Source organism: Bacillus sp. FMQ74, assembly GCF_001875785.1.
Taxonomy (GTDB): domain Bacteria; phylum Bacillota; class Bacilli; order Bacillales; family Bacillaceae; genus Bacillus; species Bacillus stercoris.
This window is the reverse complement of the sequence record NZ_MOEO01000005.1, coordinates 1-13,593: the sequence shown is the minus strand read 5'-3', so window position 1 is coordinate 13,593 and position 13,593 is coordinate 1. Positions and strand designations below refer to the sequence as shown.

Genomic DNA, 13,593 nt, shown 5'->3' with positions numbered 1-13,593 from the left:
CTGGCTGCCAGCCGGTTTCTTTTTTTATTCCATTACGATCCCAATGTTTCCAAACTGCCTGCCTTCCTGCATTCTTTTATATGCATCACATGCTTTTTCTAAAGGATATGTGCGGTCGATTACAGGTCTCAGCTTATGTTTTTCAATGAAAACAAGCATATCGTGAAATTCCTCACCGCTTCCCATCGAGGTTCCCAAAACATTGATCTGCGGAAAGAATAGAGAACGCACCGGAAAACTGAGATCGTCCCCTGAGCTTGCCCCAAAGCTGACAATGCGGCCATTCGGCTTTACATGACGAAAGTATTCCGAAAAGAGGGCAGGGCCTATGCTGTCAAGAACAACATCAGCCTTTTTTCCCTGCATCTGTTCATCCCAATTGCTGTAGCTGTCAAATGCGTAATCAGCACCTAATTGCAGCGCCCTTTTTCTTTTCTCCTCACTGCGGGACGTCACACTTACTGTTGCCCCAATCGCCTTAGCCATCAATAAAGCGTAGGTTGCAACTCCGCTTCCAATTCCGGGTATCAATAGATGCTCGCCTTTTTTCAATTGTCCCTTTGTAAACAGGGCCCGATATGCAGTTAAAGCGGATAAAGGTAAAACGCCCGCTTCTTCCCAAGATAAATAAGAAGGTTTTTTGATTGCATTTTGTGAAGGAATGATCACATATTCAGCAAGTGTTCCGTCAGAAGGACCTCCCAGAATCTCAGGTACAGGCGGAACATTCTCTGTCAATTCCCAGTTTAATGTCGGGAAAATGATGACTTCTGTTTGAACAGTAACATTTTTCACGCCTTCACCAATCTCTTCAATGAGACCGGCGCCGTCAGAACCGAGTATCATGTGAGGATCTTTTTCAGATTTGTTTTTCATGAGAAACAGGTCACGATGATTCAGACCCGCAGATTTTAATTTTACTTTTACCTCTCCATATCCAGGCTTTTTCGCAGGGACGTTTTGAAATGATAATCCTTGCAGTCCGGTTGTTCCATTGTGAATTACAGCTTTCATGCCGTCTTCCTCCTCATTGAATTGTATTTTCATATCTTTACATATTTTACTTAGCAGTTTTCTTCGAGTAAAATGAACAAATATGATAGCCAATATCACTTTTAATCATAGCAAGAAGGTGAGAGCCCATGGAAAGCGGAGATTTAAAGATTTTTCAGGCTGTTGCTCGTGAAGGAAGCATAACGAAAGCAGCGCAAATGCTGAATTATGTTCAATCGAATGTGACAGCCAGAATACATAACCTTGAGGAAGATTTGAATATCAGGCTTTTTCATCGGACGAATCGCGGGATGAAGCTGACTGCTGCGGGAGAAAATCTTTTGCAATATGCTGATCAAGTATTATTGCTGTTAGCCGAAGCTGAAAAATCGGCACAGATGAGTCGGCATCCGAAAGGGCCTTTGCGGATCGGCTCACTAGAAACGACGGCGGTAACGCATCTGCCCGAACATGCAGCCTCCTTCCTCAGACGTTTTCCTGATGTAGATCTATCGGTGAACACAGCTGATACGCATCATCTGATTCAACAGGTTCTTGATCATAAAGTTGATGGCGCTTTTGTATATGGACCGGTTGAGCACACTGCTGTCAGACAAATCCATGTTTCCCATGATGAATTAGTTTTGATTTCATCACGAGAAGGGACGGCCGAGGATATGCTTCAGCAGCCGATGCTCTTTTTTGGGGCTGGCTGTTCTCATCGTGACAGGGTCAAAAGATTACTGAAGGAAGCAGGCATACCCAATCAAAAAATCATAGAGTTTGGCACATTGGAGGCGATTATAAAAGGAGTTTCCGCCGGGATGGGTACGGCGCTGCTCCCAAGGTCCGCTGTTGACTGCTCCGAGCATCGTACGAATGTATGGATTTATCAACTGCCAGCAGCATATCAAGACGTAGAGATCGTATTTATATACAGGAAAGACTTTTTTATTACGAGTGCTTTTCAGACATTTCTTGATGAGATAAACGAAATGAAAAGATGAAGATAGACGTGTTGGATTTCTGGTCTGATACACTGCATTAGCAGAATAAAGCCGTTTATCAGTTTTTGTTTTAAAGATGTGCATAAAAAAACTGTACTCAATTGAAGCGAGTACAGTTTTTTCTTTTTATTTACGCTTTAAATTAATGCCGATCGCTGCGCCGTTTCTGCTTGAATCAGCTACGCCTTTAAAGGTGCCGTTTTCATGGTCAATCGATATGCTTTGCACATTTCCGATATCCACCGGACTTGTGCCAAATTTGTGGCCCATGCCGTTCAGCTTGCTGAGGACGTCTTTAGGAACTCCGTCTTCGTAACGGTAAGAGCTCATGCTGTTTGTGTAAATTCTCGGCTCTTCAACAGCCGCTTTTAATTCCATACCGTATTCTATATGGTAGAGAATGGTTTGCAAAACGGATGAAATAATTGTGGCCCCGCCAGGAGATCCAACCGTGAGGACAGGCTTGTCATCCTTAAATAAAATCGTCGGGGTCATGCTGCTTAAAGGCCGTTTGTTCGGCTGTACTTCGTTAGCTCCGCCTGGTATTGCATCAAAATCCGTTAATTCGTTGTTTAAAATAACACCGTAATCAGGGACCATAATACCCGTTCCGAATAGCTGTTCGATTGTTGTTGTATAGGAAACTACATTTCCCCATCGATCAGCAACTGTAAAGTGGGTTGTTTGGCCTTCAACTTTGTCTTTCGGCTGTTCGACTTGTTTATAGTTTGCTGATCCTTCTTGGTATTTCCAAGGATCACCGGCTTTCGGTTTTTTATTCACTTGATCTAGGTTGATTAATTGCTGGCGTTCTTTAATATAATCGGGGTGAAGCAGGCCTTTGAGAGGAACATTTACAAATTCGGGATCACCTGCGTATGACGCACGGTCGGCATAAGACAAATGCATCGTTTCGGCAAGCAGCTGATATTTCTCCCATGAGCGGACATCGTATTGTGAAAGGTTAAAATCATCAAGTATTTTCAGCATTTGCAATAAGAAAATACCACCGGAGCTTGGAGGGGGAGTAGTGGCGATTTGATAGCCTTGATAGTCTCCCCAAATCGGTTCATCAATTGTGATGTCGTAATTTTCTAAATCTTTTTTCGTCATTGATCCGCCGAAATCCTGGACAGTGTCAGAAAGCGCCTTGGCGAATTTTCCTTTATAAAAAGCGTCAGTGCCTTTGGAGCGAATAAGTTTAAACGTTTTGGCCAAATCTTTTTGAATAAGGGTATCGCCTTCTTTAAGCGGCTCGCCATTTGGCAAAAATACATCTTTTGCAGCTGTCCGTGACAGCTTTTCCTGGTAATTAGAAATGGCATCTGCCAACACTGAATCAATCGGAAAGCCTTTGTCAGCGAGTTTAATAGAAGGGGTAATTAATTGCTTTATTGAACGGGTTCCCCATTTATCCAAGGCTTCTTCCAGCCCTTTCAGCGTGCCTGGAACACCAACGGCAGTACCTTTTGTCACACGTTCAGAGAAAGGAATTGCTTTGCCGTTTTCATCCAAAAACATGTCAGGGGTTGCGCCTGCTGGAGCACGCTCACGGCTGTCGATTATCGTTGTATCCTTCGTTTTTCCATCATACACCATCATAAAACCGCCGCCGCCAATGCCTGACATCATCGGCTCTGTTACATTGAGTGCGAATTGAATAGCGACAGCTGCATCAATGGCATTTCCTCCTTTTTTCAGCACATCAGCACCGATTTCAGAAGCAAGAGGATGTGCGGTCGCAACCATGCCGTCTTTTCCAACATCTACTTGTTTGTACTCATCGTAGCTTTTGGGCGGTTTTTTAGCTTCCGCGTGAAAAGGGACACTTCCAGCGACTAACAGGACACTAAGCAGAGCTGTTAAACAGACGTTCCACGTTCTTTTCATGTTCTCCCTCCTATATGAAGCTGTATTGTTACAATCTTAGCGTAAAAAAATTACAGCGTTTTCACAAGTGACAAATGGTATATTATATAGTACATAAAGCCGTTTTTCTGTGCAAAATTGATTATATTGATATGAGCCATGTGCTATATTAGAATCAGCATACGGATTAAGAAGGGACTGCTATATGTATTTAACGATTGAAGAAACAGCAGAATATACAAATCTTTCAGAGGATTATATTAAAAGCTTGGTGCTTGAAGGGAAAATCAGGGCAGTTCATGACGGGGAGCAATTTTTGATTTATAAGGAGCAGTTCAAAACGCATCTCGAACAGCTGGAGAATTACAAAGCACTTGTGCAGGAAATATTAAATGAACCAATCCCGGAAGATATTGATGTAAAGGATGAAGATTAGGACACAATTTGAAATTGTGTCTTTTTTTGTATGTTTTTTCAGAAACGCTGAAAAATCCGGAGCGTCAGATTTCGTTTTAAGAGGCTTTTTGATCACAACTAGAGTGATAAGTATCTGAGAGATTAAAAGCTTTATAAGAGCCTTTAAGGCTCATTTAAAAGGAAGAAGGTTTACATAAGCTTACTCACACGATTATGTAACACTATGTATATTATGTTACATAAATGCCGCCGCACTTTGACATTCAACGTTTTTCAGCTATAATAGTAACATAGACCTCAAAACGTTACATAATGGTTTTTAAGGAGTTTTTTGATGCATATTGTACAGCCGATTCGCAGCTTAGAGAAAATCCAAGAAGTCAAACAGTATTTGCTTAACAAAAACAAACGGGATTATTTTCTGTTTATTTTCGGCATCAACAGCGCGCTCCGCATTTCTGATATTCTGCCGCTGCAAGTGAAGGACGTTAAAAATAAAGATCATTTATGGGCGACTGAAAGCAAAACGAAAAAGAAAAGAAAGATTCTTATTTTAGAGTCACTGAAACAGGAAATATATGAGTATACGAAAGATATGAAGGAAAACGACTATCTTTTTAAATCTGTGCGGACCAGAAAGCCGATTTCCCGCATTCAGGCCTACAGAATTTTAAGAGAGGCCGCTGCGGCGTGCGGACTTGAGGAGATAGGGACGCATACACTCAGGAAAACGTTTGGCTATCATTTTTATCAGCGAACGAAAGACATCGCCGAGCTGCAGAGAATACTGAATCATTCATCACCCTCAATTACAATGCGGTATATCGGTATTGATGAAGATACGACAAGAGCCGCATATAAGGTTTTTGGAGGGCTTTAATACAAATCGCTTGAAAATATTGATCATCAGAGCTACTATATAAATACCAAAAGCTCTAGTAGCACAGCGGATAGTGCAGCAGTTTCCTAAACTGCAGGTCGGGAGTTCGAATCTCTCCTAGAGCGTTATATTCACAGAAAGACAACAGGCACTTTTCGCCTGTTGTCTTTCTTTATGCCAAATAAAAAACGCCCGCTTATGCAGGGCGTTTTTCTTATATAACTGCGTCAAATTGATTGACTTTCCACTTTTTATTTTCTTTGACATATGTCACTTTCCGTTTTGCAGAAGGGGATCCGTCTAAAGTAGGAACGGTAAATTCGTAAGTGATTGTGCCGCCTTTTTTAGAAATCAGTTTAGCGGTTGATTTTTTCCAATTTAAAAGGTTGTCTCCGTCACCGATCGGAACAGCAAGTTTTCCTTTTGAAACAGTGAAGTGATAATCTTTAAAGCCTTTTTCGATTGCTGTTTTTGTAAAAATAGGAGTTAGGTAATTCACCGCTTTTGCTTTAGTGCCTAGATCACTGCACATGTATACATATTGAAGATTTTGATACTCAAATGTGCCTGATGGGCAAACTGCTTTTTTCACCTTTGGATTGTGGCCGCTCATTGTGTTCCAAAAATGTTCTCTGGCGGATAACGCCAGCTGCAGTGCTTGTTTTTGTGATAAATCGCCTGATGTATTTTTCGCAAATGCATTTGTGCTTAATGACAGAATAAGTGCAATGGTTGTTAGAAATAGAAGACATTTTTTCATTATCGCTCTCTCCTTCAAAATCTCTTTCTCTTATGTTACAAATGTTACAATAATTACGGACAGATTACAAGACCTTTGCATAAATTATTTTTTATTCTTTTACTCGCAAAAATACGCCATTACTTGGTAGTTTATTCTTCATAAGCTAAAAAGATGTGTAAAATGAGAAGAATCGGGAAGGGTTTCATATATACAGTGATGAATAATAACATGTTGCATCTCCTGTTTTTGTCAAAAAATGAGGGCATGTTCAAAACGAATTCAAATAAAGGAGTCCTTCAATATGGAAACATCACAAGAACCTCATGTAACTCAAAAGAAAAGCAAACCATCAGTCTGGCGGTCTATGTCACTCTTTTTGGTGCCTCTTCTGCTGAGCAATGTGTTGCAATCAGTCGGCCAGCTTGTCGGGATGATGGCTGTAGGCAGATGGCTCGGTGTTGACGCAGTGGCAGCTGTATCATCCTTTTTCCCGTTATTTTTTCTTTTAATCTCATTTACGATTGGGATTGGTTCAGGAAGCTCGATTCTGATCGGACAAGCCTATGGGGCGAAAAATGAAGAACGGCTAAAGGCTGTAGTCGGGACGACGCTCACGTTTACATTTTTATTAGGCGTTGTGTTAGCCGTCATCGGCAGTATTTTCACCCTGGATATCCTTCGTTTAATGGGCACGCCAGAAAATGTCATTCATGTCAGCGCTAACTATGCACGTATTTTATTTTACGCTATGCCGTTTATGTTTTTATATTTTGCATATACTACCTTTTTGCGCGGAACAGGAGATTCCAAGACACCGTTTTATACACTTATTGTGAGTACTGTTATCAACATCTCGCTTTTGCCTGTCTTAATCCTTGGCATGTTTGGTCTTCCGAAACTGGGCATATACGGCTCGGCATATGCAACTGTCATTTCCACGATTGCGACTTTTCTCGTGTTAATGGTATATTTACGAAAACGAAAACACCCGCTGCAATTTGATAAAACAGTGCGACGTTATTTGAAAATGGATAAGGAACTGCTGGCTCTCCTGCTGCGTCTTGGGATTCCAGCAAGCATCAATATGATTCTTGTCTCATTATCAGAGATAGCGGTTATTTCATTCGTCAATCATTACGGCTCTAATGCAACAGCTGCATACGGAGTGGTCAACCAGGTGGCCAGCTATGTACAAATGCCGGCCGTCAGCCTTGGTATCGCGGTTTCTATTTTCGCTGCGCAATCGATTGGCGCGAACGAATTTGACCGCTTAAAGCAGGTCATTCGCGTGGGGATTTGGCTGAATTATATCATTGGCGGCGTACTGATCATTTTGATCTATGTTTTTTCACACCAGATTTTAGCGTTATTTTTAACCGAGCAAGAGACACTTTACATTGCGCACCGTCTCTTGATGATTACATTGTGGAGCTATTTACTGTTTGGAAATGCCCAAATCATTTCTGCAACGATGCGGGCAAGCGGAACGGTTTTATGGCCGACCGTTATCAGTATATTTTCGATCTGGGGAGTTGAGGTGCCTGTCGCCTTCGTCCTTTCTCACTACACAAAGCTTGAAATACTCGGCGTCTGGGTTGGCTATCCGGCTGCGTTTGCTGTCAGCCTGCTGTTGATTTATGGGTATTATCAATTCGTGTGGAAAAAGAAACAGATCACACGTCTCATCCAATAGCCTCCCGAATCACACCGTTCATGAGTTTGAACGGTGTTTTTTTATTTGATAGGGGAAACATAAAATGGAGGAAATATGGCACAGTACATTGAATTCTTATACTAGCAATGAATCAAGGAGAGGTTGAGTATACATGGCAAACTTTATTGAAAAAATCACGTATTTGGGAACGCCGGCCATCAAAGCGGGCAACGAACATCTAGAAATGATTGTTGTCCCCGAGTGGGGGAGCAACGTCATTTCACTCGTGGACAAAACAACAAAAGTCCAGCTTTTGCGTGAACCGGAAACAGCAGAAGGTTTTCACGATACACCAACCTTGTATGGCATTCCAATCTTGTTTCCGCCTAACCGCATAAGTGACGGTACATTCAGTTTCCGGGGCAGAACGTATCATTTTGATATCAACGAGAAGGATAAACACAACCATCTTCACGGGTTTCTTTACCATGAAAAGTGGAATGTCGTGACCACGAAGCAAACTGATGAAGAAGTGATTGTTGAAACAGAAATTGATCTTTCTGAGCTTCCCCATGTGTATAAGCAATTTCCTCATCATGCCGTCGTTCGGATGACATACACGATCAAGGGGAATACCCTATTTAAACATGCGACGGTCATGAACAAAGGAAAGGAAGCGTTTCCTTGGGGAATTGGTTATCATACTACATTTGTATTTCCGGCAGAAAGCTCGTTATTCTCCCTGACAGCAGATCAGCAATGGGAATTGGATGAACGCTTGCTGCCGACCGGGGAGCTGATGGATGTACCGCATAAAGAAGCTTTGCATGAAGGAATAGATTTGCGCCACAAGCAACTGGATGATGTCTTTTTATCTTCTTATCAGAAGAGAGGCGGAGAAAATCAGGCAGTCATTTATCATCAGCATGCACATATAAGCATTATTTATAAGGCAGATGCACAGTTTAAACATTGGGTTGTATACAATGCGGACGCAAAACAAGGGTATTTATGCCCTGAACCTTACACATGGGTGACAAACGCCGTGAACCTTGATTTACCTTCATCACTCACCGGTTTACAAGTGCTGGAGCCGGGAGAAGAAACGACAGCTAAAAGCAGTATCACCATTGAACTGAATCATCAATAGCCAATGATGAAGCGCAGAGAGGCGGGGAAATTAATGAAAAAAAGCATAAAGCTTTATGTTGCTGTTTTACTGCTTTTCGTCGTTGCTTCGGTACCTTATATGCATCAGGCTGCGCTTGCCGCTGAAAAACAAGGTGCACTTTCCGGGCAGATCGATAAGATTTTAGCTGATCATCCTGCACTCGAAGGCGCAATGGCCGGCATCACCGTTCGCTCTGCGGAAACAGGTGCTGTTCTATATGAACATTCAGGAGACACCCGAATGAGGCCCGCCTCTTCTCTAAAGCTTTTGACAGCGGCCGCGGCACTTTCTGTCCTTGGCGAGAACTATTCTTTTACAACCGAGGTACGGACGGACGGCACACTGAAAGGAAAAAAGCTGAATGGTAACCTTTATTTGAAAGGGAAGGGAGATCCGACACTTTTACCATCTGATTTTGACAAAATGGCTGAGAAATTGAAACATTCCGGCGTAAAAGTAATTAAAGGCAATCTGATCGGCGATGATACGTGGTATGATGACATGCGATTATCACCTGATATGCCTTGGAGTGATGAATACACTTATTACGGCGCGCCAATCTCCGCACTAACAGCGTCTCCGAATGAAGACTATGATGCAGGCACTGTGATTGTTGAGGTCACCCCAAATAAAAAAGAAGGGGAAAAGCCTGCTGTTTCTGTCTCTCCGAAAACCGATTATATAACGATTAAGAATGATGCCGAAACGACGGAGCCCGGTTCAAAGAAAGACCTCACGATCGAAAGAGAGCATGGAACAAACACGATTACAATTGAAGGGAGCGTACCGGTTGACGCAAACAAGACAAAGGAATGGATTTCTGTCTGGGAGCCTGCCGGATATGCCTTAGATTTATTTAAGCAGTCACTAAAAAAACAAGGAATTACTGTGAAAGGGGATGTCAAGACGGGTGAAGCACTTGGTTCTTCAGACGTGCTCCTCGCTCATCGCTCAATGCCTTTATCGAAACTTTTTGTGCCGTTCATGAAATTAAGTAATAACGGACATGCAGAAGTACTCGTAAAAGAGATGGGGAAAGTGAAAAAAGGAGAGGGAAGCTGGGAAAAGGGGCTCGAAGTGTTAAACAGTACGCTTCCGGAATTTGGTGTTGATTCCAAATCACTCGTCTTAAGGGATGGATCAGGAATCTCACATATTGATGCTGTATCCTCAGATCAACTCTCACAGCTGTTATACGACATTCAAGATCAGAGTTGGTTCTCGGCTTATCTAAATTCTTTACCTGTTGCAGGCAATCCTGACAGAATGGTAGGCGGAACGCTGAGAAACCGCATGAAAGATACTCCTGCACAAGGAAAAGTAAGGGCAAAAACCGGATCGCTAAGTACGGTCAGCTCTCTATCCGGTTACGCAGAAACAAAGAGCGGAAAAAAGCTTGTCTTCTCTATTCTGCTAAACGGATTGATTGATGAAGAGGATGGAAAAGATATTGAGGATCAAATTGCTGTCATTTTAGCAAATCAATAATAGTGTCAGGCCTGTTTTCCAAGAGAAAACAGGTTTTTTTATGTCTGTAACAACTCCCTGTCAAATATTGGAAAAATTATGCACAAAAGCAAATTAGTTTGATCAAAAAATAGTGTGTAAAGACCTTACGTGAAACCATACTTTTATCACTTTATATCCGAAAATTTGATAAAAAAAGAAACTAAAAATAAAGAAATAATACTATATTCAAAAAAATGTTATAAAAATTTAATATTTTTTATTGTACTTTAAAAAATATCCGTTAATATAGTGCATATATGGATTATACAGACATATAATTTCTTTTATTGTCATTTTTCTACTTTTTTCTACTTTTTCTTATCCTCTTATTATGAGAACTGGAGGGAATCCGTTGAGCGAACATACTTATTCTTTAACCCATGCCCAAAGGAGAGTGTGGTTTACCGAACTGCTGGAGCCAGGCACCAGCATTTGCAATCTCACCGCCTGCGTGAAATTCAGAGGCAATATTGATCTTGAGGCCCTAGAGGAAGCACTGAATCATTCCGTCTCCCGCAACGATGCCATTAGGTTTCAGCTGCTAGAAGGAGAAGAGCCTGAACCGCGACTGCACCTTACTGAATATCAATATACTTCACTTGAAATAATAGATTTTTCAAATGTTGAAATGATAGAAATGGAGCAATGGATACAAGATCAAGCGAGAATTCCATTTAAACTGTTCAACTCACCTCTTTATCAATTTTACCTCCTTAGAATTGACTCTCATGAAGTTTGGCTGTTCGCGAAATTCCATCACATCATAATGGATGGAATCTCTTTAAACGTGATGGGAAATCAAATTATAGATCTTTATCAAAAAATGAAAAAGAAAGATCCTTTACCTGATCAGCCGGAACCTTCTTACTTGAGCTACATTGAAAAAGAGAGTCAATATCTACAATCTTCACGTTTTGCAAAGGACCGTTTATTTTGGACGCAAACCTTTGAGCACCCGTTGGAATACCACTCGTTAGCCAGCCAAACGTCCTTACAAAAACAAAGCACATCTGCATCCAGAGACACCATCATTCTTTCACCTCATCTAGAGCAAACGATTCGAATCTTCTGCGAAGAACATAAGATCAATATCATTTCCTTATTTATGGCTTCATTTTACATATGCATCAGCCGAATCACTTCTAAAAAAGATCTTGCCATTGGCACCTACTATGGCAACAGAGGGTCAAAGGCTGAAAAAGAAATGCTTGGCATGTTCGTTAGTTCTCTTCCAATCAGAATAACAGTTGATCCTGACACAGATTTTCTTTCCTTTGTCCGTAAAATAGGCAGGGAACAGCTTTCCGTTATGCGTCATCAACGCTTTCCTTATAATTTGCTTGTAAATGAATTAAGAAATGAACAGAAGGATTTACACAACCTTATCGGTATATCTATGCAGTATCAGCCACTTCAGTGGCACAATGCAGATGATTTTGACTACGAAACAGCGCTTTATTTCAGCGGATACACCGCGAACGAACTTTCAGTTCAAATACAAGAACGGATAGACAATGGAACCATTCAATTAAATTTCGACTATCAAAATACCTTGTTTTCTCTTGAGGATATGAAACGAATACAATCTCATCTGCTTACCATACTGGAAAACGCCCTTCAACATCCGCACAGCTTTATAAGAGAATTAGATATGACGAATACAAGAGAAAAGCAAAAATTGTTGTATGAGTTTAACAAGACGGAAGCTGTTTCGCCTAAAGCTTTCACCCTGCATGGGCTGTTTGAGCGACAGGCAGCTTTCACACCGGAGCGGCTGGCCATTCGATTTTCAGGCGGTTCGCTGACATACGCTGAGCTCGACATGTATGCCAGCCGGCTGGCTGCCCGCCTTGCGGCACGCGGCGTCTCGAAGGAAAGCATCATCGGTGTCCTGTCTGAGCGGTCACCTGACATGCTGATCGCTGTACTTGCTGTATTGAAAGCTGGCGGGGCGTATTTGCCGCTTGATCCTGCATATCCGGATGATCGGCTGAGCTATATGCTGAAAGACAGCGGGGCAGCGCTCTTGCTGACGCAGCCGGGATGTTCCGCACCGAGCTTTTCCGGAGAGACGCTTGAAGTTGACATGACATCTCTTGCGCGAGAAGAAGCAGAACGTCATGTGTCTGCTTCTGTTAGCGGCGGTTCTCTCGCTTATGTCATCTATACGTCGGGCTCCACCGGGCAGCCAAAAGGGGTAGCCGTCGAGCACCGCCAGGCTGTTTCTTTTCTGACCGGCATGCAGCGCCAGTTTCCGCTTTCGAAAGATGACATTGTCATGGTGAAAACCTCTTTTTCCTTTGATGCGTCTGTCTGGCAGCTGTTTTGGTGGACCCTTTCCGGCGCTTCGGCGTATCTGCTTCCGCCTGGCTGGGAAAAAGACCCCACATTGATCGTCAAAGCTATTCATCAGGAAAACGTGACAACGGCTCATTTTATTCCGGCTATGCTGAACAGTTTTCTCGATCAAGCGGAAATCGCAACACTGGGTGACGGGACAAGCCTGAAGCGTGTATTCGCCGGAGGTGAACCGCTTGCACCCCGTGTGGCAGCGCGATTTGCTTCTTTATTGCCGGAGGTATCGCTGATCCATGGCTATGGGCCGACAGAAGCAACGGTTGACGCGGCATTTTACGTGTTGGACCCAGAGCGGGACAGGGACCGCTTGCGGATTCCGATCGGGAAGCCCGTACCCGGTGCGCGTTTGTATGTTTTAGATCCGCATTTAGCCGTACAGCCTATCGGTGTCTCCGGAGAACTGTACATTGCCGGAGCGGGTGTGGCTAGAGGCTATTTAAATCGGCCGAGCTTAACGGAGGAGCGTTTTCTTGAGGACCCGTTTTACCCGGGTGAACGCATGTACAAAACAGGAGATGTGGCGCGCTGGCTCCCTGACGGGAATATGGAATTCCTCGGCCGCACGGATGATCAGGTGAAAGTCCGCGGCTACCGGATTGAGCCCGGAGAAATTGAAGCGGCGCTTAGAAGCATAGAAGGCATAAGGGAGGCGGCCGTTACCGTACGGACAGACAGCGGCGAGCCGGAATTATGCGCTTATATAGAAGGGCTCCCGAGAAACGAAGTGCGGGCGCAGCTTGAGAGACGGCTGCCGGGCTACATGGTCCCAGCCTATATGATCGAGATGGAACAGTGGCCGGTTACGCCAAGCGGAAAGCTGGACCGGAACGCCCTGCCAGCTCCTGGCGGAGCGGCAGATGCAGAGGCCTACACAGCGCCAAGAAATGTGACCGAGATGAAGCTTGCCCAGCTGTGGGAGGACGTCCTGAAAAACGGCCCTGTCGGGATTCACGACAACTTTTTTGACCGCGGGGGACATTCCTTAAAAGCAAC

The 13,593-nt window shown here is 43.2% G+C and carries 10 protein-coding genes and 1 tRNA gene; 8 read left to right on the top strand and 3 right to left on the bottom strand.

All coding sequences use genetic code 11. The features are described from left to right. Positions 1 to 24: 24 nt before the first annotated feature. Entirely contained in the window at positions 25 to 1,014 is a 990-nt protein-coding gene (locus BLL41_RS10845; RefSeq protein WP_071577853.1) for a zinc-binding dehydrogenase, read from the bottom strand. A gap of 128 nt (positions 1,015 to 1,142) precedes the next feature. On the opposite strand from BLL41_RS10845, the gene yofA reads away from it, so the two are divergent. After that, entirely contained in the window at positions 1,143 to 2,000 is an 858-nt protein-coding gene (yofA, locus tag BLL41_RS10840; RefSeq protein WP_071577852.1) for a LysR family transcriptional regulator YofA, read from the top strand. Between the two features lie 126 nt (positions 2,001 to 2,126). Here yofA and ggt read toward each other — a convergent pair whose 3' ends face one another. Then, positions 2,127 to 3,890: a gamma-glutamyltransferase gene (gene ggt, locus BLL41_RS10835; RefSeq protein ID WP_071577851.1), complete on the bottom strand. Its 1,764-nt coding sequence runs from the start codon at positions 3,888 to 3,890 to the stop codon at positions 2,127 to 2,129. Positions 3,891 to 4,074: 184 nt separating this feature from the next. On the opposite strand from ggt, the gene BLL41_RS10830 reads away from it, so the two are divergent. From BLL41_RS10830 to BLL41_RS10820, 3 genes are all read left to right on the top strand, one after another. Then, the gene (locus BLL41_RS10830) at positions 4,075 to 4,305 is read left to right on the top strand and encodes an excisionase family DNA-binding protein (protein ID WP_003231472.1); all 231 of its coding nucleotides are present in this window, start codon (positions 4,075 to 4,077) and stop codon (positions 4,303 to 4,305) included. A gap of 315 nt (positions 4,306 to 4,620) precedes the next feature. Beyond that, entirely contained in the window at positions 4,621 to 5,166 is a 546-nt protein-coding gene (locus BLL41_RS10825; protein WP_071577850.1) for a site-specific integrase, read from the top strand. Positions 5,167 to 5,218: 52 nt separating this feature from the next. Next, positions 5,219 to 5,291: transfer RNA gene (locus tag BLL41_RS10820), tRNA-Arg, on the top strand. An 89-nt stretch (positions 5,292 to 5,380) separates the two neighbouring features. Here BLL41_RS10820 and iseA read toward each other — a convergent pair. After that, complete coding sequence (iseA, locus tag BLL41_RS10815) at positions 5,381 to 5,926, bottom strand: DL-endopeptidase inhibitor IseA (RefSeq protein ID WP_069839363.1); 546 nt, start codon at positions 5,924 to 5,926, stop codon at positions 5,381 to 5,383. Positions 5,927 to 6,209: 283 nt separating this feature from the next. Here iseA and BLL41_RS10810 point away from each other — a divergent pair, with 283 nt between their 5' ends. The 4 genes from BLL41_RS10810 to BLL41_RS10795 form a co-directional block, all read left to right on the top strand. After that, entirely contained in the window at positions 6,210 to 7,601 is a 1,392-nt protein-coding gene (locus BLL41_RS10810) for an MATE family efflux transporter (RefSeq protein ID WP_071577849.1), read from the top strand. Positions 7,602 to 7,734: 133 nt separating this feature from the next. After that, a complete protein-coding gene (gene galM / locus BLL41_RS10805) occupies positions 7,735 to 8,712 on the top strand; it encodes an aldose 1-epimerase (RefSeq protein ID WP_071577848.1) in 978 nt (325 codons plus the stop codon). A 33-nt stretch (positions 8,713 to 8,745) separates the two neighbouring features. Continuing rightward, on the top strand, positions 8,746 to 10,221 hold the full coding sequence (dacB, locus tag BLL41_RS10800) for a D-alanyl-D-alanine carboxypeptidase/D-alanyl-D-alanine endopeptidase (protein ID WP_071577847.1): 1,476 nt from the start codon (positions 8,746 to 8,748) through the stop codon (positions 10,219 to 10,221). Between the two features lie 373 nt (positions 10,222 to 10,594). Continuing rightward, positions 10,595 to 13,593 (top strand): non-ribosomal peptide synthetase (locus BLL41_RS10795; protein ID WP_141770199.1); only part of this gene is annotated, 2,999 nt, incomplete at its 3' end.

Bases quoted from the DNA above. Each gene is read 5' to 3' on its own strand.
- BLL41_RS10845 (WP_071577853.1), bottom strand. From the start codon at position 1,014: ATGAAAGCTGTAATTCACAATGGAACAACCGGACTGCAAGGATTATCA.
- yofA (WP_071577852.1), top strand. From the start codon at position 1,143: ATGGAAAGCGGAGATTTAAAGATTTTTCAGGCTGTTGCTCGTGAAGGA.
- ggt (WP_071577851.1), bottom strand. From the start codon at position 3,890: ATGAAAAGAACGTGGAACGTCTGTTTAACAGCTCTGCTTAGTGTCCTG.
- BLL41_RS10830 (WP_003231472.1), top strand. From the start codon at position 4,075: ATGTATTTAACGATTGAAGAAACAGCAGAATATACAAATCTTTCAGAG.
- BLL41_RS10825 (WP_071577850.1), top strand. From the start codon at position 4,621: ATGCATATTGTACAGCCGATTCGCAGCTTAGAGAAAATCCAAGAAGTC.
- iseA (WP_069839363.1), bottom strand. From the start codon at position 5,926: ATGAAAAAATGTCTTCTATTTCTAACAACCATTGCACTTATTCTGTCA.
- BLL41_RS10810 (WP_071577849.1), top strand. From the start codon at position 6,210: ATGGAAACATCACAAGAACCTCATGTAACTCAAAAGAAAAGCAAACCA.
- galM (WP_071577848.1), top strand. From the start codon at position 7,735: ATGGCAAACTTTATTGAAAAAATCACGTATTTGGGAACGCCGGCCATC.
- dacB (WP_071577847.1), top strand. From the start codon at position 8,746: ATGAAAAAAAGCATAAAGCTTTATGTTGCTGTTTTACTGCTTTTCGTC.